General features: G+C 58.4%; 20 protein-coding genes and 1 pseudogene. 10 read left to right on the forward strand and 11 right to left on the reverse strand.

Translation table 11 applies throughout. The features are described from left to right. Both G6041_RS17605 and G6041_RS17610 read right to left on the reverse strand, forming a co-directional pair. Positions 1–132, reverse strand: a pseudogene (locus G6041_RS17605) (TnsA endonuclease N-terminal domain-containing protein); the annotation flags it as partial. A 142-nt stretch (positions 133–274) separates the two neighbouring features. Continuing rightward, a complete protein-coding gene (locus tag G6041_RS17610; RefSeq protein ID WP_012126332.1) occupies positions 275–1,477 on the reverse strand; it encodes an NAD(P)/FAD-dependent oxidoreductase in 1,203 nt (400 codons plus the stop codon). A gap of 229 nt (positions 1,478–1,706) precedes the next feature. On the opposite strand from G6041_RS17610, the gene pitA reads away from it, so the two are divergent. After that, positions 1,707–3,209: an inorganic phosphate transporter PitA gene (gene pitA / locus G6041_RS17615; protein ID WP_004388312.1), complete on the forward strand. Its 1,503-nt coding sequence runs from the start codon at positions 1,707–1,709 to the stop codon at positions 3,207–3,209. A gap of 50 nt (positions 3,210–3,259) precedes the next feature. Here pitA and uspB read toward each other — a convergent pair whose 3' ends face one another. Further along, positions 3,260–3,595, reverse strand: a complete 336-nt coding sequence (uspB, locus tag G6041_RS17620) for a universal stress protein UspB (RefSeq protein ID WP_004388311.1) — start codon at positions 3,593–3,595, stop codon at positions 3,260–3,262. 394 nt (positions 3,596–3,989) lie between these two features. Here uspB and uspA point away from each other — a divergent pair, with 394 nt between their 5' ends. Then, positions 3,990–4,427 (forward strand): universal stress protein UspA, encoded by a 438-nt coding sequence (gene uspA / locus G6041_RS17625; protein ID WP_004388310.1) that lies wholly within the window; start codon positions 3,990–3,992, stop codon positions 4,425–4,427. 99 nt (positions 4,428–4,526) lie between these two features. Here the strand turns inward: uspA and rsmJ are convergent, their stop codons facing one another. Then, positions 4,527–5,279: a 16S rRNA (guanine(1516)-N(2))-methyltransferase RsmJ gene (rsmJ, locus tag G6041_RS17630; RefSeq protein WP_012126331.1), complete on the reverse strand. Its 753-nt coding sequence runs from the start codon at positions 5,277–5,279 to the stop codon at positions 4,527–4,529. Between the two features lie 8 nt (positions 5,280–5,287). Next, on the reverse strand, positions 5,288–7,330 hold the full coding sequence (gene prlC / locus G6041_RS17635; protein ID WP_041460664.1) for an oligopeptidase A: 2,043 nt from the start codon (positions 7,328–7,330) through the stop codon (positions 5,288–5,290). A gap of 192 nt (positions 7,331–7,522) precedes the next feature. Between prlC and G6041_RS17640 the strand changes: the two genes are divergently transcribed. After that, positions 7,523–8,365, forward strand: coding sequence for a 23S rRNA (adenine(2030)-N(6))-methyltransferase RlmJ (locus tag G6041_RS17640; protein WP_004388308.1), 843 nt, complete (start codon positions 7,523–7,525; stop codon positions 8,363–8,365). Positions 8,366–8,439: 74 nt separating this feature from the next. Further along, on the forward strand, positions 8,440–9,792 hold the full coding sequence (gene gorA, locus G6041_RS17645) for a glutathione-disulfide reductase (RefSeq protein WP_007852840.1): 1,353 nt from the start codon (positions 8,440–8,442) through the stop codon (positions 9,790–9,792). Positions 9,793–9,869: 77 nt separating this feature from the next. Here gorA and G6041_RS17650 read toward each other — a convergent pair whose 3' ends face one another. Then, positions 9,870–11,471: an STY4199 family HEPN domain-containing protein gene (locus G6041_RS17650; protein ID WP_012126329.1), complete on the reverse strand. Its 1,602-nt coding sequence runs from the start codon at positions 11,469–11,471 to the stop codon at positions 9,870–9,872. A 57-nt stretch (positions 11,472–11,528) separates the two neighbouring features. Next, a complete protein-coding gene (locus G6041_RS17655; protein ID WP_012126328.1) occupies positions 11,529–11,711 on the reverse strand; it encodes a hypothetical protein in 183 nt (60 codons plus the stop codon). Positions 11,712–11,741: 30 nt separating this feature from the next. Between G6041_RS17655 and G6041_RS17660 the strand changes: the two genes are divergently transcribed. Both G6041_RS17660 and G6041_RS17665 read left to right on the forward strand, forming a co-directional pair. After that, positions 11,742–12,308, forward strand: coding sequence for a GNAT family N-acetyltransferase (locus G6041_RS17660; protein WP_012126327.1), 567 nt, complete (start codon positions 11,742–11,744; stop codon positions 12,306–12,308). 314 nt (positions 12,309–12,622) lie between these two features. Beyond that, on the forward strand, positions 12,623–13,021 hold the full coding sequence (locus G6041_RS17665) for a YdeI family stress tolerance OB fold protein (RefSeq protein WP_007797247.1): 399 nt from the start codon (positions 12,623–12,625) through the stop codon (positions 13,019–13,021). A 44-nt stretch (positions 13,022–13,065) separates the two neighbouring features. Here G6041_RS17665 and G6041_RS17670 read toward each other — a convergent pair whose 3' ends face one another. Beyond that, positions 13,066–13,824 (reverse strand): SDR family NAD(P)-dependent oxidoreductase, encoded by a 759-nt coding sequence (locus tag G6041_RS17670; RefSeq protein WP_012126326.1) that lies wholly within the window; start codon positions 13,822–13,824, stop codon positions 13,066–13,068. 118 nt (positions 13,825–13,942) lie between these two features. Here G6041_RS17670 and G6041_RS17675 point away from each other — a divergent pair, with 118 nt between their 5' ends. The 3 genes from G6041_RS17675 to G6041_RS17685 all read left to right on the forward strand — a co-directional run bounded on the left by G6041_RS17675 (position 13,943) and on the right by G6041_RS17685 (position 17,532). Further along, entirely contained in the window at positions 13,943–14,842 is a 900-nt protein-coding gene (locus G6041_RS17675; RefSeq protein ID WP_007892707.1) for a LysR family transcriptional regulator, read from the forward strand. 52 nt (positions 14,843–14,894) lie between these two features. Continuing rightward, positions 14,895–15,929: an inner membrane protein YhjD gene (gene yhjD, locus G6041_RS17680; RefSeq protein WP_004388300.1), complete on the forward strand. Its 1,035-nt coding sequence runs from the start codon at positions 14,895–14,897 to the stop codon at positions 15,927–15,929. Between the two features lie 274 nt (positions 15,930–16,203). Continuing rightward, positions 16,204–17,532, forward strand: a complete 1,329-nt coding sequence (locus G6041_RS17685) for an MFS transporter (protein WP_012126325.1) — start codon at positions 16,204–16,206, stop codon at positions 17,530–17,532. Between the two features lie 290 nt (positions 17,533–17,822). Here the strand turns inward: G6041_RS17685 and G6041_RS17690 are convergent, their stop codons facing one another. Then, entirely contained in the window at positions 17,823–19,880 is a 2,058-nt protein-coding gene (locus G6041_RS17690) for an AsmA family protein (protein ID WP_012126324.1), read from the reverse strand. A 64-nt stretch (positions 19,881–19,944) separates the two neighbouring features. Beyond that, entirely contained in the window at positions 19,945–20,718 is a 774-nt protein-coding gene (gene pdeH / locus G6041_RS17695) for a cyclic-guanylate-specific phosphodiesterase (protein ID WP_004387638.1), read from the reverse strand. A 232-nt stretch (positions 20,719–20,950) separates the two neighbouring features. Between pdeH and G6041_RS17700 the strand changes: the two genes are divergently transcribed. Beyond that, complete coding sequence (locus G6041_RS17700; RefSeq protein ID WP_012126323.1) at positions 20,951–21,883, forward strand: sugar kinase; 933 nt, start codon at positions 20,951–20,953, stop codon at positions 21,881–21,883. 86 nt (positions 21,884–21,969) lie between these two features. Here the strand turns inward: G6041_RS17700 and G6041_RS17705 are convergent, their stop codons facing one another. Beyond that, positions 21,970–23,460 carry a M16 family metallopeptidase gene (locus G6041_RS17705; RefSeq protein ID WP_004387636.1) on the reverse strand — a complete coding sequence of 497 codons (1,491 nt, stop codon included), beginning with the start codon at positions 23,458–23,460 and terminating at the stop codon, positions 21,970–21,972. Between the last annotated feature and the right edge of the window lie 58 nt (positions 23,461–23,518).

Below are 23,518 nucleotides of genomic sequence, written 5' to 3' on the forward strand. Positions count from 1 at the left end.
ACGGTTTCCACGGGATTTAACGTCCTGAGCTCTAAGCCAGGGCTGATAACTTTGGCCATAGCCCACTCCTATGCCGTCACCTAGCGCATTTTCATAATCCAAATAGGATTTGAGACGCCTACCCCTAGCCATGATCGTACCCTAAAAACGACATTGATACGTACCTATATGTGCATTTTATAGTCTCCAACCCTATAACCACACATTCAGTAAGTATACAACATTAGCGTCGTTTTTTGAGAATGGTTACAACTTTAGTGCTTTGTGTACAACTTTATTGTCCTCGGACATCAGCGAGCGCCTGGGCGCAGGCCCAGGCGGAGCTCCACGCCCACTGGAAGTTATAACCGCCAAGCCAGCCGGTCACATCCACCACTTCGCCGATAAAATAGAGTCCTGGCACGTTGCGCGCTTCCATGGTGCGCGACGAAAGCTCGTGGGTATCAACGCCGCCGAGCGTCACCTCCGCGGTGCGGTAGCCTTCGGTGCCGTTGGGCTGGACGCGCCAGCCGTGGAGCGTCTCCAGCAATTCCTGCTGCTGGCGGCTGTTGAGCTGTTTCAGCGTGACGTCCGGGATTTGCCCGAGGCTTTGCAGGCACTCCACCAGCCGCTTCGGCAGCAGCATGGCGAGCGTGTTTTTCAGGCTCTGATTCGGGTGCGCGGCGCGCTGTTCATCGATAAACGCGGCAGCGTCCGTATCCGGCAGCAGGTTAACGGTGACCCACTCACCCGGCTGCCAGTAGCTGGAGATTTGCAAGATCGCCGGGCCGGAGAGCCCGCGATGGGTAAAGAGAATGCTTTCGCGAAAGACCGTGCCGTTATCGGCGGTGACCACAGCAGGCACCGAGACGCCGGAGAGCGTCTGGATCTGCTCAAGCAGCGGCTTATGCAGCGTGAACGGCACCAGACCCGCGCGGGTTGGCAGCACTTTCAGGCCGAACTGCTCCGCCACTTTATAGCCAAACGGCGTGGCACCGAGGCCCGGCATCGACAGGCCGCCGCTGGCGATAACCAGCTTCGGCGTAGTCACGGTGCCGCCATTAAGCGTCAGGGTATAACCGCTGTCGTCGCGCGCGATCGCCAGCACTTCGCTGCGCAGCCGCACGGTGACGCCGCCTTTGTCGCACTCCGCCATCAGCATCGTGACGATCTGCTCCGCCGAGTCATCGCAGAAGAGCTGGCCGAGGGTTTTCTCATGCCACGCAATGCCGTGCTTGCCCACCAGATCGATAAAATCCCACTGGGTGTAGCGCGCCAGCGCCGATTTGCAGAAGTGCGGATTGGCGCTGAGGTAAGCGGCTGGCTCAACATAAAGGTTGGTGAAGTTGCAGCGTCCGCCGCCGGACATCAGGATTTTGCGCCCCGGTTTTTTGCCGTTATCCAGCACTAATACCCGGCGGCCCGCCTGCCCTGCCAGCGCCGCGCAGAATAATCCTGCCGCGCCCGCCCCTACGATGATGGCATCAAACTGTTCCACAACCCTTCCTCATTGCCGTTAAGGCCGCGAATTGTAAAGTTTCCTCTCTGGTCGCACCAGACAAAACCCTGTTACAAATTCTAATAAATTGAATTTAAAAGGTAATCTCTTTAGTTAAATTGACACTTCGGTGACACCGATTAAAAAAAGTCTATATTTCACTTTGCCCACGCCGCCGTTGTCTTAGATAATGCGCCGCGTTCATGTCCTCAAAATGGCGTAACGTCCTATGCTACATTTGTTTGCCGGGCTGGATTTACACACTGGCCTGTTACTATTGCTTGCTCTGGGATTTGTACTGTTTTATGAAGCTATCAACGGCTTCCATGATACGGCAAACGCAGTCGCAACGGTTATCTACACACGCGCTATGCGATCGCAGCTTGCGGTGGCTATGGCGGCTCTCTTTAACTTCCTCGGTGTTCTGCTTGGCGGCTTAAGCGTAGCCTATGCGATTGTGCATATGCTGCCGACTGATTTGCTGCTGAATGTGGGCTCCGCGCATGGCCTGGCGATGGTTTTCTCCATGCTGCTGGCCGCGATTGTCTGGAACCTTGGCACCTGGTATCTCGGTCTGCCGGCGTCCAGCTCCCATACGCTTATCGGCTCTATCATCGGGATTGGTCTCACCAACGCCCTGATGACCGGCACGTCCGTTGTGGATGCGCTGAATATCCCGAAAGTACTGAACATTTTCGGCTCGCTGATTGTGTCGCCGATTGTCGGCCTGGTGTTCGCGGGCGGGCTGGTGTTCTTGCTGCGTCGTTACTGGAGCGGCACCAAAAAACGCGCCCGTATCCATCTGACGCCTGCCGAGCGTGAAAAGAAAGACGGCAAGAAAAAGCCGCCGTTCTGGACGCGTATTGCGCTGATCCTCTCCGCTATCGGCGTGAGTTTCTCGCACGGCGCGAACGACGGTCAGAAAGGCATTGGCCTGATTATGCTGGTGCTGATTGGCGTGGCACCGGCGGGTTTTGTGGTGAATATGAACGCCTCCGGCTATGACATCACCCGCACCCGCGATGCTATCAGCAACGTCGAAACGTACTTCCAGCAGCACCCGGCGGCGCTGCGTCAGGTGGCGGGCATAGACCCGGTGATCCCAACGCCGGAGCAGGTGAACCCGACGGATAATCCGAAAGAGTTCCACTGCGACGCCAGCCGCGCCATCGTGGCGCTGGATCGCGCTAAAGGGATGCTTAACAACATCGACAGCTACGACAAACTGACCGTTGAGCAGCGCAGCCACCTGCGCCGCATCATGCTGTGTATCTCTGACACCACCGATAAAGTGGCGAAGCTCAAAGACACCAGCGCGGACGATCAGCGTCTGTTGAAAAACCTGAAAGCCGATATGCTCAGCACCATCGAGTACGCGCCGGTATGGATAATCATGGCGGTCGCGCTGGCGCTTGGCGTTGGTACGATGATTGGCTGGCGCCGCGTGGCGACCACCATCGGTGAGAAAATCGGTAAGAAAGGCATGACCTACGCACAGGGCATGTCGGCGCAGATGACGGCGGCCGTGTCCATCGGTATCGCGAGCTACACCGGTATGCCGGTTTCCACGACGCACGTGCTGTCATCGTCGGTCGCGGGCACCATGATCGTCGACGGCGGCGGTCTGCAGCGCAAAACCGTCACCAGCATTCTGATGGCCTGGGTCTTCACCCTGCCGGCCTCTATCATGCTCTCAGGCGTGCTGTACTGGATTGCGTTGCGTTTCGTGTAAGCGAATTTGCGTGAACGTTAAGAAGCGGGTCAGGAAACTGGCCCGCTTTTTTAATGCCAAATCATCAGCCCGATAAGGCTGATAATCACCAGCCCGCACAGAGCGCTGGTCAGAATAAACTGGCGGCGCACGCGTTCGCAGCGGCGAATAAATTCGTCGTCATGATGATCAAGATAACGTTGCCAGTAGATATACCACACAAGTCGGATCTGCTTGCTGGGCTGACCATGCGCGGTAAAAAACCCGCCGCCATCCACATACTGATACAGCAACGGATCGCATCCTCTGAGCACCACCAGCAGCGCGCGTAACGATGAGAAATAACGCGCCATGTTAATAACGCAAACCAAGAATAAGGCCCAAAACAGCGCGACGGTGCTGATCATACCTTCCCCCCGACGACTCGCCTGGAAAGCAATGGCTCTCCAATACCTGAAAGACTGTTCTGTGAAGCGTGCGTGCGTGAAAGTCGATCGGGTTCACATTTATTCACCCGAACGGCTTTTTTAATAGTGTAGGAGATCCGGTAATTTTTTTACCACATCGTTAATCCTTATCAACGCTTGCTGACCTATTTTCCGCTTCAATGTATGCGACCCCGGCGGATTGACGGATGTACCAGGGCGCTATAAGGTGAAATTAGCTTTAGCACTAAGTCTTTACGCCGGAATGAGTTCCCGCGATTGTGGTACGCAGGACGCGGGCACGGGGATGACGCCGCAGGTAGCCACGCGCCATCCAGTCCACTGGTCATCGACATCTTATGGAAGGAGTAACACTATGGCTTATAAACATATTCTTATCGCGGTCGATCTGTCCCCTGAGAGCAAGGTACTGGTAGATAAAGCGGTATCCATGGCGCGTCCCTACAACGCGAAAATTTCTCTGATTCATGTCGATGTGAATTATTCCGATCTTTACACCGGGTTAATTGACGTTAACCTGGGCGACATGCAGAAGCGCATCTCTGAAGAGACGCACCACGCGCTGACCGAGCTTTCCACCAACGCGGGCTATCCGATTACCGAAACCCTGAGCGGCAGCGGCGATCTGGGCCAGGTGCTGGTCGACGCCATCAAGAAATACGATGTGGATCTGGTGGTATGCGGTCACCATCAGGATTTCTGGAGCAAGCTGATGTCTTCCGCACGCCAGCTTATCAACACGGTTCACATCGATATGCTGATCGTCCCGCTGCGCGACGACGAAGAGGCGTAAGTGGCGACGGCGGGTGCGCAACGCTTACCCGCCCTACAGGCGTTTTTACGATGCAAAAGGCGCTGCCTTCCGGCAGCGCCACACTGAAGCAAGGGGCTGTCAGGCTGGCGTGCCCGTGTAGATATCAAACCGGTGGCCTTTCGTCACTACGGCGTTTGGCGTCGCAACGTCGCCAAGCGGCGGCGCGTAGTCCGGGCGTTTGACGACCACACGCTTGATGGCGAGCCTGCGGGCCGGTGCCAGCAGCCCGTCGGCGTCGAGATCCGGCCCCACCAGCGATTGAAACACCCGCATCTCTTTTTTCACCAGCGCGCTTTTCTGCTTGTGCGGAAACATCGGATCGAGATAGACCACATCCGGGCGCGGCGTTATCGCCTCAAGCGCCGTCAGGCTTGAGGCGTGAATGAGCTGTAACCGCTCGCGCAGCCACGGCCCGATTTCTGCATCCTGATAGCCGCGCGCGAGACCGTCGTCCAGCAGCGCCGCGACAACCGGGTTGCGCTCCAGCATCCGCACGTGACACCCCACCGACGCCAGCACGAACGCGTCGCGCCCGAGCCCTGCCGTGGCGTCCACCACCTGCGGCAGATAACTGCCCTTGATGCCAACGGCTTTCGCCACCGCCTCGCCGCGACCGCCGCCGAATTTACGCCGGTGCGCCATCGCGCCCTCGACGAAATCGACAAAAATCCCGCCAAGCTTTGGCTCGTCGCGCTTGCGCAGTTCAAGACGCGCGGACGTCATCACCAGCGCCATCGGGTTATCGGCATCGTGCGTCAATCCCCAGCGGGCCGCCAGAACAGATAAGGCGCCGTCTCCGGCGCCTGTTTCATCAATAAGACAAATGTTCACGCGTGTCGTCAGCCCTGGATGCCATAGTGTTCCAGCATCGCGTCGAGCTGCGGCTCGCGCCCGCGGAAGCGTTTGAACAGCTCCATCGGTTCTTCGGAGCCGCCGCGCGTCAGGATGTTATCAAGGAACGACTGGCCAGTTTCGCGGTTGAAAATCCCCTCTTCTTCGAAACGGGAATAGGCATCCGCCGCCAGCACGTCGGCCCACAGGTAGCTGTAGTAGCCCGCCGCGTAGCCGCCCGCGAAGATATGGCTGAACGCGTGCGGGAAGCGGCCCCAGCTTGGGCCTGGCACCACGGCGACCTGTTTTTTAATCTCCGCGAGCGTCTCCAGCACTTTCGCGCCCTGCTCCGGGCTGAACTGCGCATGCAGACGGAAATCGAACAGGCCGAACTCCAGCTGGCGCAGGATAAACATCGCCGCCTGGTAGTTTTTCGCGGCCAGCATTTTATCCAGTAGCTCCTGCGGCAGCGGCTCGCCGGTTTCATAATGGCCGGAGATAAACGCCAGCGCCTCCGGCTCCCAGCACCAGTTTTCCATAAACTGGCTCGGCAGCTCGACGGCATCCCACGGTACGCCGCTGATACCCGCCACCCCTGGGGTTTCGATGCGGGTCAGCATATGGTGCAGACCGTGACCAAATTCATGGAACAGCGTGATCACTTCGTCATGGGTGAACAGCGCCGGTTTCCCGCTCACCGGGCGGTTAAAGTTACAGGTGAGGTAGGCGACCGGTTTTTGCAGCGAGCCGTCCGCTTTGCGCATCTGGCCGACGCAGTCGTCCATCCACGCCCCGCCGCGCTTGTTCTCACGCGCGTAGAGGTCAAGGTAGAAGCTGCCGCGCAGCTCGCCGCTCTCGTCATACAGCTCGAAGAAGCGCACGTCCGGGTGCCAGACGTCGATATCTTTGCGCTCTTTGGCGCTGATGCCGTAAATGCGTTTTACCACTTCAAACAGGCCGTTAACCGCTTTGTTTTCCGGGAAATACGGGCGCAGCTGCTCATCGCTGATGCTGTAGAGATGCTGTTTCTGTTTTTCGCTGTAGTACGCAATGTCCCACGGTTGCAGCTCGTCAACGCTGAAGTGTTCTTTGGCGAAGGCGCGCAGCTGGGCAAGCTCTTTTTCACCCTGCGGGCGGGCGCGTTTGGCCAGATCGGTTAAGAAATCCAGCACCTGCTGCGGGTTTTCCGCCATTTTGGTGGCGAGCGATTTGTCGGCGTAGCTGTCAAAGCCGAGCAGTTGCGCCAGCTCGTGACGCAGCGCCAGGATCTCTTCCATCACCGGCGTGTTGTCCCATTTGCCCGCGTTCGGCCCCTGGTCAGAGGCGCGCGTGCTGTAGGCGCGATACATCTCTTCGCGAAGCGCTTGGTTGTCGCAGTAGGTCATCACCGGCAGGTAGCTTGGGATATCCAGCGTCAGCAGGAAGCCCTCCTGCTCTTTGGCTTCCGCCATCGCTTTCGCGGCCGCCTGCGCGCTTTCCGGCATCCCGGAAAGCTCAGATTCATCGGTAATCAGCTTCGTCCAGCCCTGGGTCGCGTCCAGCACGTTGTTGCTGTAGAGCGAGCCCAGCTCAGAGAGACGCGCGGCGATTTCGCCGTAGCGCTTTTGCTTCTCTTTCGGCAGGCCAATACCGGAAAGCTCGAAATCGCGCAGGGCGTTATCAACCGCTTTCTTCTGGGCCGTGTCGAGCTTCGCGTAGTTCTCACCGTCGCGTAAATCGCGATAGGCCTGGTAAAGCCCTTCGTGCTGGCCCACCCAGGTGCTGTATTCAGAAAGCAGCGGCAGCGTTTGTTCATACGCTTCACGCAGTTCCGGGCTGTTTTTCACGGAGTTCAGGTGGCTTATCGGCGAGAAAATACGGCCCAGTCGGTCGTCGGTTTCCGCCAGCGGCTGACAGAGCGATTCCCAGCTGTAAGGCGCGCCGCGGCCGACTATCGCCTCCACCTGCGCACGGCAATCTTCCAGCGCCTTCGTAACGGCAGGCACCACGTGCTCGGGTTTAATGGAGGAAAACGGCGGCAGTTCAAAAGGCGTCAGTAATGGATTGGTCATAAGCGCGTCCTGATTAGTGTTGTTAAGCGCATCTTGCAGCGACAATGTCTTGTAGCATGGGGTTTAGTGTAGTTAATTTCAATGGCTGGCGCTGGGCTTTAAGGGGCACGACAGCACATCCCGTAAGCGGTCACTTTCCGGTATACTGTTCAAAATCGATGTTCATTTACGCCTTTTGGAAACCCATCCTCCATGCTCAGTTACCGCCACAGCTTCCACGCCGGCAACCACGCCGATGTCCTCAAACACACCGTCCAGAGCCTGATCATTGAATCGCTCAAAGAGAAGGAAAAACCGTTTCTGTATCTGGATACCCACGCGGGCGCCGGGCGCTATCTGCTGAGCGGCGAACACGCCGAGCGCACGGGAGAATATCTGGAAGGCATCGCACGCATCTGGCAGCGGGACGATCTGCCCGCCGAGCTTGCGCCTTACATCAGCGCCGTGTCGCACTTCAACCGCAGCGGCCAGCTGCGCTACTACCCCGGCTCGCCGCTCATAGCGCGCCAGCTGCTGCGCCCGCAGGACAGCCTGCAACTGACCGAGCTGCACCCGAGCGATTTCCCGCTGCTGCGCGGCGAATTTCAGAAAGATGAACGCGCCCGCGTTGAGCGCGCCGACGGCTATCAGCAGCTGAAATCGAAGCTGCCGCCCGCCTCGCGCCGCGGCCTGATCCTTATCGACCCGCCGTACGAAATCAAAACCGACTACCAGGCGGTGGTTCAGGGCATCAGCGAAGGCTACAAACGCTTTGCGACCGGCGTCTACGCGCTCTGGTATCCGGTCGTTTTGCGCAACCAAATCAAGCGTATGATGAACGATCTGGAAGCCACCGGCATTCGCCGCATTCTGCAAATCGAGCTGGCGGTGCGCCCGGACAGCGATCAGCGCGGGATGACCGCCTCGGGCATGATTGTTATCAATCCGCCGTGGAAGCTGGAACAGCAAATGGCGACGCTGTTGCCGTGGCTGCACAAGGCGCTGGTGCCGGCGGGCACCGGCCACACGACGCTGAAATGGGTCGTGCCGGAGTAATCGCAGCTATAGGTGGAACCCCTGTTCGTCAGGACTACAATCGCGTTAATTCGAATCATTAAAAGGTAACAGCCATGACCAGACACTACGACTACCTCGCCATCGGCGGCGGCAGTGGCGGTATCGCTTCTGTCAACCGTGCGGCCATGTACGGCCAGAAATGCGCCCTGATTGAAGCCAAAGCGCTGGGCGGCACCTGCGTCAACGTGGGCTGCGTACCGAAAAAAATCATGTGGCACGCCGCGCAAATCGCCGAGGCTATCCACCTTTATGGCCCGGATTACGGCTTTGACACCACGGTGAACCATTTCGACTGGCAGAAGCTGGTGGCGAGCCGTACCGCCTATATCGACCGCATTCATACGTCGTATGACAATGTGCTGGGCAAAAATAACGTCGATGTGATCCAGGGCTTCGCCCGTTTTGTGGACGCGCACACCGTTGAAGTCAACGGCGAGCGGATCACCGCCGATCACATCCTGATCGCGACCGGCGGGCGTCCGAGCCACCCGGACATTCCGGGCGCGGAATACGGTATCGATTCTGACGGTTTCTTCGCGCTGTCGGCGATGCCGCAACGCGTGGCGGTCGTCGGCGCGGGCTATATCGCCGTTGAGCTGGCGGGTGTTATCAACGCGCTGGGCGCGAAGACGCACCTGTTTGTGCGTAAACACGCGCCGCTGCGCACGTTCGATCCGATGCTTTCGGAAACGCTGGTGGAAGTGATGCAGGCCGAAGGCCCGCAGCTTCACACGCATGCGACGCCGAAAGCCGTGGAGAAAAACAGCGATGGCAGCCTGACGCTGCACCTGGAAGATGGCCGTTCAGAAACGGTCGACGCGCTGATCTGGGCGATTGGCCGCGAGCCGGAAACCGATAATTTCAACCTGGCGGCCACGGGCGTTAAAACCAACGAAAAAGGCTATATCGTCGTTGATAAATACCAGAACACGAACGTGCCGGGCATCTACGCGGTCGGCGATAATACCGGCGCGGTCGAGCTGACGCCGGTCGCGGTTGCCGCGGGCCGTCGCCTCTCCGAGCGCCTGTTTAACAACAAGCCGGATGAGCATCTGGATTACAGCAATATTCCGACCGTGGTCTTCAGCCATCCGCCTATCGGCACCGTCGGGCTTACCGAGCCGCAGGCGCGCGAGCAGTATGGCGATGCGAACGTGAAAATCTACAAATCGTCGTTTACCGCGATGTACACCGCTGTCACCACGCACCGCCAGCCGTGCCGCATGAAGCTGGTCTGCGTCGGGCCGGAGGAGAAAATCGTCGGCATTCACGGCATCGGTTTCGGCATGGACGAAATGCTGCAGGGTTTTGCGGTGGCGCTGAAAATGGGCGCGACCAAAAAAGACTTCGACAACACCGTCGCCATCCACCCGACCGCCGCGGAAGAGTTTGTGACGATGCGCTAAGCGCCCATCGCCGCGCCTAAAAACAAGGGGAAGCGTCTGCTTCCCCTTTTTGCTGCCGCGCTTTTACCGCCGCGAGATTACCGGATCGTCTGGTAAATCGTCTCGCGGATTTTCACCCATTTCTTCGTTTCATCATTCGGGTTCGCCTGCGCGCGCAGTTGCGCCTGCTCAAGCTCATGCTTCTGGCGCTCCACGACCGCGGGCACGGTGCAAAACGTCTGCAAATACTCTTTACGCATGGACGTCATTTTCTCGCCCTGCGACAGCGCGTGGCTTAATGTCGTGATCATCCGGCGGCACGGTTTTTTTTCATCCATCTGGAGGCGATAGCGCAGCAGCGTTTCCAGCGTCTCTTCATGATTTTTCGCGAGCGCCTGCTCGGTCCAGGCCACTTTCCAGTTCATTCCGGCCTCGAGAAAGAGGCGCGTAACCAGTTTGTCATCGCGATCGATAGCCGCGCGCAGATTCTCTTCATCCCACGTGATGCCCATTTTGCTGAGCTTATGACGCGGGCTGTCGTCGTTGTTCTCAGGCTCTGCGGCCATGGCGGTCGCGACAGGCGCGGTCACTTCCTCTGCCGCTGGCGGTTTAAGCGTATCGCTGGCGATAAACAGCGCGCCGACCACCATCGCAATCGCGCCGAGGCCTACTGCGCCCCAGACCGCGCCCATCACCAGCTGGCGCGTCTCCTGCTTTTTGCCGTCCTGACGACGGCTCGGGCTTTCGATGGCATCGCGAACGTCAAAAATATCCCCACCGACCACGCTGTTTTTCTTCGCGGCATGATCGATAAACGCTTTCAGCTGTGCGTCATCGGCTTTCATCAGCGCCGCCGGGTTCACGCGCGTGCGCCCTTCGCCACAGGCTTTATGCAGCGGAGCGCTGATGGCATTGAAATAGTTATCCAGCATCACTTCCTGCGCGCCTGAAAGCGGTTTGCCGAGCGCGGCGACGTTGCGGATTTCGCGGATATCATCCAGCAGGGTTTGCAGCGTTTTGCGTGGCTCGACAAACAGCGTCAGCGATGTCGCGCCCTGGAAGAGTTTGTCGTAGTGGCGGGCGAAGAGCTTTTTATCGACCACCAGCATCGCCAGCTCGCTGAATAACATGCCGCTCAGGATGTCGCCCTTGTCGCCCATCTTCAGCCAGCGGCGCACTTTATCGCCGCCGCACAATTGTTTGAGCTGATTGACGCGCTGCTGCTCGTCCGGCCAGGCTTCGCGCACCATGCCGCGCAGGGTGAAATCGAGCGCGCGCAGCTGGCGCAGCGCGTCGGGCTGCATCGCCGTTTTATCGACATTCATCTCAGTGGAATAGCCCAGTTTCGGCTGCTGGTTACGCACTTTCTCAAGGCACGTCACAAAACGCAGCGCCGCGAGAAGCTGGTTCTCCGTCACGTCCTGGCCGCTCTCATACTGCGGCACCAGCTGTTGCAAGTGGCGCAGCTGCAACGTGAACTGCGACATATCGGCGTCGTTAAGGTTCAGCCGGCGGGCGACCGTCGCCCAGTTGCCAAGATTCAGACGCGCCTGGTCGAGCTGTTGTAAGAACCACTGCGGATCTTTGCCCTCCGCAACGTTAACGCCAAGCAAAACCAGGATTTCAACCGACGCCTGGCGGATCACCGTGAGCGCAGTTTCAAATGTTTCTCTTACCAGAGGCTGTGTGGAGCGGGCCATGTTGCATCCTTTTGCGCTCAACGCCCCGTCATAAAGGTGGGCGGAGCGGGCGAAATTTCACTTAAGTATCTTGTTATTTCTGAATTTTTTATCTGCGCTGACGGGCAGTGAGACAACATAGCTGAAAATAGCCGGAAAAAAAGTGACACGTCGGTTTTTGCGTGAAAAATCGCCTTTTCCTGCCTGAATTAGCAGGTAAATGGCGGCGCGAATGACAGCGGCGCGTTTTTCAGGCAACACTGTTTGCTGTACTTACCACATGGAAACCCTATGCACCCTGACACGCCCTTTAACGACGCGTTGTTGACGTTTAGTTCCACACGCCTCGATTACCGGCCCCTCACGCCCGACGACTGGCCGTTCTTTTTAAGCCTGCAACGTGACGACACGGTGATGCGTTTCGTGGCCGACCCGCGCTCTGACGCGCAACGGATGCAGGATTTCGCGTCGCGCCTGCCGCCCTGGACGCCCGCAAGCACCCGCTGGCTCTGTTTACTGATTAGCGAAAAGCACAGCGGGCAGCCGGTCGGCGTGACGGGCTTTGTGATGCGCGGTGAAGGGATTGCTGAAGTCGGGTTTCTGCTGGCGAGCGCCTTTCAGGGCCAGGGCTACGGCTATGAATCGCTGCGCGCTATCTGCCGCCTCGCTTTTGAAGGCTGTAGTCTGCGGCGTCTGGTGGCGACCGTCACCGGCGGCAATATCGCCTCGAAGAAGACGCTGGAAAAAGCGGGATTTCTTCAGGAGGGCACGCTGCGGGAAAGTTACTTTATCGGCGGACGCTGGCATGACGACTGGCTGTTTGGCCTGCTGGCACGCGACTCTTCACCGGAGAGTTAATTCTGACGCACGGTGGGTGCGCTGGCGCTTACCCACCCTACGCACAAATATATACGCCGGTTTTAACCCGCAGGGCGGGTAAGCGCAGCGCACCCGCCATGACGCAAAAATAGATACGCCGGTTTTAGCCCGTAGGGCGGGTAAGCGTAGCGCACCCGCCATGACGCAAAACCATATACGCCGGTTTCAGCCCGTAGGGCGGGTAAGCACAGCGCACCCGCCGTCTGCCCCCACATGCGACTCCGCCGAAAGACGTTTTTGCTTCCTTGTGCCAGGCTTAAAGAACATAAACCTGCAACAACACAGGGAGACGTATGAAAAAAACAGTGATTATCGCCACGCTTTCCGCGTTACTGGCCCTGCCTGCACTGGCAGAAGAGAAAGGCGGCTTCAAGAACGATGAAGCCCCGCCGCCGCCGCATCAGCTTAAAGAGGGCTACCGCGGCATTACCGATGCCCGCTCGATCGACGTGAAGCAGGCAAAAGAGATGCACGATGGCGCCTCCGTGACGCTGCGTGGCTATCTGATCAAGAAAAAAGGCGATGACGTCTATCAGTTCCGCGATAAAGGCGGTGATATCGACGTGATGATCCCGCATGCGGTTTTTCAGGGCAAAGAGGTCAGCCCGGATGAACTGGTGGGCATCAGCGGTACGCTTGATAAAAAACAACAGCCGTACCGCATTCGCGTGACGCACTTCCAGAAAGAGTAACCTGCCAGAACGCCTTGCCCGGTTGCGCCGGGCAAGGCAGCGCTTTACAGGAACATCCCGCCGGAAACCTCAATCCGCTGCGCGTTCATCCAGCCCAGCTCGTCGCCGATAATAGCCGCTATCGCCGCGCCGATATCATCCGGCAGCCCCACGCGCCCCAGCGCTGTCTGCGAGGCGATAAAACGGTTCAGTTCGTCGTTATCACGCACCTGTCCGCCGCCGAAGTCCGTCTCAATCGCGCCTGGCGCGATGATATTCACCGCGATATTACGGCTGCCAAGCTCTTTGGCCTGATAGCGCGTCAGCACTTCCATTGCGCCTTTCATTGAGGCATACGCTGAATAGCCCGGCAGCGCAAAACGCGTCAGCCCGCTGGAGACGTTCAGGATGCGTCCGCCGTTGTTAATGAGCGGCAGCAGTTGCTGCGTCAGAAAGAACGGCCCCTTGAAGTGAATGTTCACTAAATCGTCAAACTGCGCCTCGCTGAACTCGCCAAACGGCGCATAAATCCCGATCCCCGCGTTGTTGATTAAATAATCAAAACTGTCGCGCTGCCAGGTCTGTTGCAGTTGCGCCTTCACCTGTGCAACAAATGCCGGGAAGGAGGCGCTATCGGCGACGTTCAGCGCCAGTGCTGCCGCTTTCACGCCTTTTTGTTCAATTTCACGCACAACGGCCTCGGCATCTGCCCGCCGACGCTGGTACGTCAGCAAAATGCCAATTCCACGCTCTGCGAGCTTCAGCGCCGCGTTTTTACCAAGCCCGCGGCTGCCACCGGTGATGATTGCGATACGTTGCGTCATAAATACCTCGTCAGGGTCTGGGTGATGATTAAAAAAGAGCTTATTAGCTGACAGCAGAACGATAAAGATCGCAGAATACGCTTTACTGTTTCATTAAGAACAACAATGAGAGTCAGCGATGGATAAAATTCACGCAATGCGTTTATTCGTGCGAGTGGCAGAGCTGGAGAGCTTTACCCGCGCCGCCGAGACGCTGAGCCTGCCGAAAGGCAGCGTGTCGCGACAAGTGCAGGCGCTGGAGAGCGCACTCGGCACCCGCCTGCTGCACCGCACAACGCGACGGGTACATCTCACCCAGGACGGCCAGGTCTATTACGAGCGCGCGCGCGATCTGCTCGCGAATCTCGACGAACTCGACGGGCTGTTCCTGCACGATCCGGCGAGCGTCAGCGGGCGTTTACGTGTCGATATGCCGGTGGCGGTAGCGCAAAACGTAGTGATCCCGCGTCTGCCGGAATTTCTTCACCACTACCCTGGCATCGCCCTTGAGCTGAGCAGCAGCGACCGGCTGGTGGATGTGGTGCGCGAGGGTTTCGACTGCGTGGTACGCGTCGGCCAGCTGAAAGATTCCGGACTGGTAGCGCGCCCGCTTGGCAAATTAAGCCAGGTTAACTGCGCCAGCCCGGATTATCTGGCGCGCTTCGGCATTCCTGAAACGCTCGACGATCTCGCTTCGCACGCGCTGGTGCATTACACGCCAACGCTCGGCACGCGTCCGGCGGGCTTTGAAATCGGGCGTGAAAGCGGTAGTGAGTGGATACCAACTGGCGGCGTATTGACGGTGAACAGCACCGAAACCTACCAGGCCGCCTGTTTCGCCGGGCTGGGGATTATTCAGGTGCCGCGCATCGGCGTTCGCGAGGCGCTGCGCAGCGGCAAACTCGTGGAAGTGCTGCCGCAATACCGCGCCGCGCCGATGCCGGTCTCGCTGATTTATCCGCATCGTCGGCACCTCTCGCGCCGCGTTCACCTGTTTATGGAGTGGCTGGCGACCGTCATGAAAGGTTACGTTGACTAGCCGCGGGCTATACTTGGAAGCAAGTTGTAAAAAATAAAAGGAATCAACGCTAATGACCACGCCGGAGCAGCCTGCTAAACGCCCGACCGAAGATCTGAAATATCAGCCTGTCCCGCAGTTGGATACGCGCCCCGAGGAGAAAAACGCCGACGATAAACCCGCCGAGGGCGTTATCGGTACGGTGAAACAAAAGGTGGAAAAAGTAGAACGCCGTCCCGCAGTCGCGCATCTGCTTCGCGCCTTTGAGCGGTTTAACGAACGTATGGGCAACCAGTTTGGTGCCGCGATCACCTACTTTTCGTTTTTATCGATGATCCCGGTGCTGATGGTGTCGTTTGCGGTCGCAGGCTTTGTGCTCGCCTCGCACCCGACCCTGCTTCAGGACATTTTTAATAAAATTCTGCAAAGCGTCAGTGACCCGACGCTCGCCAAAACGCTTAGCAGCAGCATTAACGCCGCGGTGGAGCAGCGCACCACGGTCGGGATTGTGGGCTTTGCCGTAGCGCTCTACTCCGGTGTGAACTGGATGGGCTACCTGCGAGAAGCGATCCGCGCGCAGTTCCGTGACGACTGGGAGCGCGGCGCGGAAGACGACAAAGAGAAATTCTGGGTGAAATACCTGCGCGATTTTATCTCCCTGATTGGGCTGCTGGTGGCGCTGGTCATCACGATGTCGATTACGTCCGTGGCAGGCTCCGCGCAGGAGACGATTATCCGGCTGCTGCATCTGGACGCCATCGGCTGGCTGAAGCCGGTCTGGCATCTGATTGGCCTTGCCGTCTCTTTCTGTGCCAACTATCTGCTTTTCTTCTGGATCTTCTGGCGTCTGCCGCGCCACCGTCCGCGTCGCAAAGCGCTGCTGCGCGGCACCGTGATTGCGGCGATTGGCTTTGAGGTTATCAAAATCATTATGACCTATACGCTGCCGTCGCTCGTGAAATCGCCGTCCGGCGCGGCATTCGGCTCGGTGCTGGGGCTGATGGCGTTCTTCTATTTCTTTGCACGCCTGACGCTGTTCTGCTCCGCCTGGATTGCGACGGCACAGTACAAAGACGATCCGCAAATGCCGGGTAAAAACCCCGCGTAATCCCTCCGCGCGGGCTTGGAAAAACGCATTTTTTCAGCCCGCCGCCTCCCTTTCAGTATAAAAATCCAGGGTGTAACTTTTATTTAACCTAAAACCAGTTTTATCGACTGAATATGAAATTCTGTGAAGCATTTCATAGAAGAGAATAAGCTGGCGCTAAAACTATCCGCTTTTTGCCTGTTTTTTGCGCACTTTCGCGGTGCCCGCTGAATTGAAATGTCGTTTTTGCTGTGGCTAATATGGGGTTTCGACGTGACTACAATAAGAAAATTCTATGCAAGCAACCATCGCCACCAGCATCGACAACGAACACGACGCCGCGCCCGTCAACTCGCGCAGTAAGGTCGTCATCGCCTCGCTCATCGGCACCGCCATTGAGTTCTTCGATTTTTACATTTACGCCACCGCGGCGGTGATTGTGTTCCCGCACATTTTCTTCCCGCAGGGCGACCCGACCGCCGCCACGCTACAGTCGCTGGCGACATTTGCCATCGCCTTTGTGGCACGCCCGATAGGCTCGGCCGTGTTTGGCCACTTCGGCGACCGTGTGGGCCGTAAGGTGACGCTCGTGGCCTCGCTGCTGACCATGGGGATTTCCACGGTGCTGATTGGCCTGCTGCCGGGCTATGAATCGATCGGCATTATGGCTCCGCTGCTGCTGGCGCTGGCGCGCTTCGGCCAGGGTCTGGGCCTTGGCGGTGAATGGGGCGGCGCGGCGCTGCTCGCCACCGAGAACGCCCCGGCGCATAAACGCGCCCTGTATGGCTCCTTCCCGCAGCTCGGTGCGCCTATCGGCTTCTTCTTCGCTAACGGCACGTTCCTGCTGCTGTCGTGGCTGCTCACCGACGAACAGTTTATGAGCTGGGGCTGGCGCGTGCCGTTTATCTTCTCCGCCGTGCTGGTGTTGATTGGCCTGTATGTGCGCGTGTCGCTGCATGAAACGCCGGTATTCGCCAAAATCGCCAAAGCGAAGAAACAGGTGAAAGTGCCGCTCGGCACGCTGCTGACGAAACATATGCGCGTGACCATACTCGGCACGTTCATTATGCTCGCCACCTATACGCTGTTTTACATCATGACGGTCTATTCAATGACCTTCAGCACCACGCCGGCGGCGCAGGGCGGGCTGGGCTTCCCGCGTAACGATGTGCTGTGGATGCTGATGATGGCGGTGATTGGCTTTGGCCTGATGGTGCCGGTGGCGGGCCTGCTGGCGGATCGTTTCGGGCGTCGTAAGAGCATGATTGTTATCACCACGCTGATTCTGCTGTTCGCGCTGTTTGTGTTCCCACCGCTGCTGGGCTCCGGCAGTGAGGCGATGGTGATGGCGTATCTGTTGATCGGCCTGAGTCTGATGGGGCTGACGTTCGGCCCGATGGGCGCGCTGCTGCCGGAGCTGTTCCCAACCGAAGTGCGCTACACCGGTGCCTCGTTCTCCTACAACGTGTCGTCGATTCTCGGCGCATCGGTGGCGCCATATATCGCCACCTGGCTGCAGGCGAATTACGGGCTGTTTTACGTGGGAATTTATCTGGCGGCGATGGCGGCGCTGACGCTTATCGCGCTGATTGCCACCAAAGAGACGCGTCACCAGTCGCTGTAACTGGGCGCGTTAACGAAAAGGCTGCCCGCGGGCGGCCTTTTTTGTTTTTGGATTTGAGAGCGAAAATGGCGGGTGATTTGACGGCATCCGCCTGATGGCGGGTGCGCTGCGCTTACCCGCCCTACGGATGATATACAGGGTACGCGTCAGGTAGGGTGGGTAAGCGCCAGCGCACCCACCTTTGCGTTATGGCGGGTGCGCTGCGCTTACCCGCCCTACGGATGATATGCAGGGTACGAGTCAGGTAGGGTGGGTAAGCGCAGCGCACCCACCTTCCCCATGAAACCCTGTTACTTCTTCATCTGCCCCAGAATCGCGCTGCACTGGTTCTCGCTGCCTTCGGATGGCGAAATCAGCGCCAGCAGCGCCGCGGCGGGCGTCACTAGCGTCGCGAGCGCCGCCGCGACCGCGCCGCGGGCAATCAACGGCCCCGGCTTCACGCCGTAATCCGGATCTTTAAAGGTGCCGCGCACGTACAGCGGCGAGCGCAGCGTCACAATGCGCACCCCTTTGCTTTCCGGGTTAATGGTGAGATCCAGCCGCTCGTCGGCGAAACTGGTGGTGCCGGTGATGTTAATCAGCGCGTTTTCAGTATCAAACGCGAAAATCTCCGGGCGCGCCACGCCGTTGGTCAGGTTCAGATTCGCCGCCGCGCAGTTGACCCGCACTTCGTCGTCGCCAAAAATCTGCCCAACGATAAAGTTACCCACGTTCAGCCCCAGAATTTCCATCAGGTTACGGCTGATAACGCCGTCGTTCATCAACAGCTTCAGGTTGCCGTTACTGGTGCCAAGCAGCGACGCGACCGAGTTACCGGTGCCGCGCAGTTTCGCATCGCCGTTCAGCTCGCCAAGCGTGCGCTGCATCAGCTCGACGTCCGGCATCAGCTCTTTGAGCTTCAGCCGTCGCGCCTGAATTTCCGCCGCGCCCTGCATCGGTTGCTTGTCGCCGTCGAGATGGATATTGGCGTCGATAGTGCCGCCCGCCATGCCGAATTTCAGCGGCTTGAGATGCAAATCGCCGTTGTTGAGCACAATGTGGGTGGTGAGATCGCTAATCGGCAGGCGCGTGCTGTGTTCAATACGACGGCCTTTAAAGCGCACATCGGCATCCATCACGTCCCATTTGTTGGTTTCAAAGGTGTCGTGCGGCAGCACTTTATCGCCCGGCTGCGCCGGTTTTTCGCCTTTTTTCTGCTCGGAATTTTTGCTCTTCTCCGCCCCGGCACCGGAATCGACGCCAATCAGCGGGCCGAGGTCGGCAAGCCGCAGCTGGCGCGATTCCAGATCCCCTTCCAGTTTCGGTCGCGGTTTGCGCTGGCTGTAGGTCAGCGAGCCGTGAATATCGCTCTCACCGATGCGCCCGTTAAAACCGCGATAATCATAGACTGAGCCTTTGTCGCTGTTGATTTTAGCGACCAGCCGGCCATCCGTTTCAAACGGTGGCGTATCGGGCAGCAGCACGCCGGTCAGCTCATAGAGATCGCCCAGCGAATTACCCGCGAATTTCAGCTGTAAATCGACGCCGCCCATGTTCATCGGATCGTTAACCGTCCCGACAAACGCCACGCGGGTGTCGCCGGAGCGCAAATCGGCCTGCACCGGGAACGGCGTGCCTTCACTTTTCAGCGCCAGCATCCCGCCGATTTTCCCGCTGCCGCGCAGCGGCTGGTCGTTATAGGTGCCGCGCGCCTTCAGGCCAAAGACATAATCGCCAACCTTATCGTTCCCTTTTTTGTCTTTGTCACCGGTCACTTCGTTAAACGGCAGCGGTTTGCCAAGCGGATCGATGAGGATCTCCACATCGGCGCGGCTGACGTTATCGTCCACCCGCACGCGGCCCTGATCGAAGAGAATATTGTCGAGCCGGAAAGACCAGGAGGACGGCTGCTGCGCCGCTTCGCCTTCGCTCTGCTTCATGTCGAACGTCCAGTTATTGGTCTTTTCCGACAAGCGAATCAGCTGCGCGTCCGGCTTCTGGAATTTAATCCACGGTAGGTAAACCGTTTTGGTGAGCAGCGCCAGCGGGGCGAGCGTCGCCTCAACGCGAGGCAGATGGATCATGGTGACTTGCGGAATATCCGGCGGGTTGCCGAGCACAACATCTTCAGCGTGTACGTGCGGCCAGGGCACCCAGCTTCGCCAGCCGGGTTCGTCTTTATTACGCTCCCACACCACGCCCAGATCGCCACGTATGGCAAAGGGGCGGTTAAGCTCCGTGGAGACCTTCTGGTTGATGGTCGGCTTAAGCCGATTCCAGTCAAACGTCGCGATAATGATGATGGCGACCACGACCAGCAACAAGAAAACCCCTGCTACCACGCTGATAATTTTGGTTGTTTTTGTCATCCTCACACCTCGTCCTGATGATGCCTGCCTCAACTAAAGATAGTTGACGAAAGCGCAAAGCTCATCAGGAGAGTCTGAGTATTACCGTTTCCAGCGTTTCGAAAGGCACCGGGCGCGAGAGAAAATAGCCTTGTGCGGCCAGCGCAGGCGATTGTTGCACATCCTGCCACTCTTCCAGGGTTTCCACGCCTTCAACAATCACGCCTTCGCAGTAGTGATTCATCAGTTGCAGCAGCATGGTGAACAGATTGCGGCCTTCGCTGCTCTGACGCAGCATGATGAAAAGATCGCGCGCCACTTTGATGTAGTCATAACGGACTTCGTTAAGCGCTGAGAAATTCGCCATGCCGGTGCCGAAATCGTCCAGCCACAGCGGGCCGAATTCGCAGAAACTCGCGAACGTCGAGTCTTGCGGCAGGCTGATGTGCTCTACCAGTTCAAAGCGCACCCACGGCAACGCTTCCGTTAACGCGCGGATTTTCGGCATGTCGCGCATCGCCATGAGCGTCGGGCCATCAACGTTCACGGAGGCGAGAATGTTATTTTCTGTGAAAAACGGCGCGCGCGATGACAGCACCTGTAGCTGCTCTTCAATGACGTCCACGCGATAGCGTACCGGCAGCCCCGCGAAATAGCGGTCCGGCGCGATGCGGCGCGAGGGATCGCTCGGGTGCGTGACGATAGTCAGCAACTCAACCGCCAGCAGACGCCCGTCGGTGCGGTAAATCGGCTGATAGGTGTAGGTGCGCTCGCATTGCAGCCAGTAACGCCGCTCTTGCAGGCTTTCGACACTCGCCGACGGCAGCGCCAGCCGGTGAGTGACCTGTTTTAAATTCATGGTAAAGGGTCCTGTGATGTGAGGGTTTACCGGACTCGTCCTGGAATTATCGGCGCTGCGGTTGAGAACTTTATGCACAGTTGTCCGACCCGCAGGGGTATAAGGAATAACGCTTTTCTTCAGAAACAGGGGCGCAGCTCAAAAAATAATGGAACAGCGTTTTAAAAGGTTTGACTGCGCGATCGCGGCGGCACACACTAATGCCCATCTTCTCGTTTTCAGGTGAGTCACTATGTCAGAGCACAAGATTGCCGTGATTGGCGAATGCATGATTGAACTGTCGGAAAAAGGCGCGCAGATGAACCGCGGCTTTGGCGGGGATACGCTCAACACTGCGGTCTATATCGCCCGTCAGGTGAGCCCGCAGGCACTGTCGGTGCATTATGTCACCGCGCTTGGCAAAGACCCGTTCAGCCAGCAGATGCTCGATGCCTGGCAGGCCGAAAACGTGCACACCGAACTCACGCAGCGTTTGGATAACCGCCTGCCGGGGCTCTACTACATCGAAACCGACGAACGCGGCGAGCGCACCTTCTGGTACTGGCGCAACGAAGCCGCCGCAAAATTCTGGCTGGAGAGCGACGAGGCTGACGCCATCTGCGCGCAGCTGGCGCACTTTGATTATCTTTACCTGAGTGGTATTAGCCTGGCGATTTTAAGCCCACAGAGCCGTGAAAAACTGCTCGGCCTGCTGAAAGCCTGCCGCGCGAACGGCGGTAAAGTGATTTTTGATAACAACTACCGCCCGCGCCTGTGGGCGAGCCGCGAAGAGACGCAGCAGGTTTACCAGCAGATGCTGAGCTACACCGATATCGCTTTCCTGACGCTGGATGATGAAGACGCGCTGTGGGGCGAGAAGCCGGTTGATGAGGTCATTGCGCGCACCCAGGCGGCGGGCGTGCGTGAAGTGGTGATTAAGCGCGGCGCCGAATCGTGCCTGGTGGCGGTACAGGGTGAAGCGCTCTGCGAGGTGCCGGCGGTGAAATTGCCGAAAGAGAACGTAATCGACACCACCGCCGCAGGCGACTCGTTCAGCGCCGGTTATCTGGCGGTGCGCCTCACCGGCGGCAGCGCCGAAGCGGCGGCAAAACGCGGCCATCTGACCGCCAGCACCGTGATTCAGTATCGCGGCGCGATAATCCCGCGCGAGGCGATGCCGCGTTAAACCTGACGTCTTCGATGAGCCCGGCCTGCGCGCCGGGCTTTTTATTTCCGCCGCGCATGAAAAACCCGGCCGGAGCCGGGTGGTCATTAATTGCTTTTGTCAGCGGGCGGCGGAATGTCGGTGACATCCGGGCGCGCGTCATCCGGCGCAGGCGCTGCGGCGACAGGCGTCATAATGCGGTTCCAGGTCTCCTGAAGCGCCTTCACGCTGTACTCTTCCTCACCCTTCGGTTGCAGCAGAATAAGCGCCATCTCCTGAGAGAGTTGCTGGCGTAAATCCTGGTTCAGCTCCGCGGCGGTCAGGTTATTAAGGAAGCTCTGACGCAGGTTCTGGTACTGCTCCGGCGCAATATCCACCACCTGATTTTGCAGCGAACGCATCCGCTGGTTGATAAGCACATCGGTATCGGTACGCGCATAGGTGGCGAACAGCTTCTGTAGCTCCAGCTTTTTCTGGGCAATCAGCGCGTTGAACTCATCCACCGACAGGCCGTTTTCGCGCACGTTCGCCAGCTCGCGGGCAATAAGCGCCAGGTTGCTGTCGAGCTTATCATTCGGCGATTCAACGTTAATGGCGCACTGGGCGCGCTGGAACAGCACGCGGCAGTCAAAGCCGATGCCGATATCTTTGATGTTGTTCTTGCTCAGGTTCTGTTGAACGTGCCAGAACAGCGCCTCGCGCGCCAGATCCGCACGCCAGTAGCGCTGCAGCGCAGAAGATTCGCGGATCGGCTGCCACGGGTTATCCCACATAATGGAGAGACGATCCTGGCGCACGCTGTCGGTCATGATAGCGACCGGCTCGCGACGCAGCGGCGAGAGCGTTGGCACCGGGGCCGGAGTTTCACGCTTGCCTTTTAGCTCGCCAAAGGCTTTGTTGATCTGCTCCGCCACCGCGCGGCTGTCAACGTTGCCGACCACGATAAGCGTCATGGCGTCCGGGGTGTACCACTTCTTGTAGTAAGCGTCGAGCTGTTTGGCGTCTACCGGCTGTTTCAGGTCGACGGACGGATCGTGGCCCAGCAGCGTCGAGCCTTTCAGGCGCTGACGCCACCAGCCATCCTGCGTGTCCGGCCAGGTGGCGACCATATCCTGGGTTTGCAGGGCTTTGGTGATGCTTTCCGGCGTAATGGCGACCCGCCCGGCGGTGTCAGAGAGATACGTCAGCGCTTCTTTCAGCAGGTCGTTGCGGTTATTCGGCAGGCTCAGGTTGAACAGCGTGTAATCGTAGGAAACGACCACTGGCGGCATCGGGCGTTTTGGATCGATGCTCTGCTGCCAGAGCGAGCGCGCCTGTACGGCCTGGAGGCTGCCGCTCTGGGTGAGCGCCAGACGCGGCAGAAAACGGGTATAGCCGCTCTGCTGGGTGTTTTCAGCCAGCGACCCGGTGTTAACGGTCAGGCGAATTTCAATGCGGTCGCTCGGGCGCTGCGGCGTGGAGAGGATTTGCCACTGAAAGCCATTGCTCAGCGTGCCCTGTTGCCAGGCCGGGTCGGGCTGGAGCGGTTCTGCCTGCACGAGGCTGGCGGCGGCCATCAGTAAACCGCCAGCGATAAGTCGAATTCTTGTGCCCTGCATGTGTACCCCTGATCAACATTCCTGGTTAAAAACAGTCAAATGGCGACAAAAGGCTGCT

It is taken from the genome of Cronobacter sp. HA18003, assembly GCF_011605905.1.
Taxonomy (GTDB): Bacteria; Pseudomonadota; Gammaproteobacteria; order Enterobacterales; family Enterobacteriaceae; genus Cronobacter; species Cronobacter sakazakii.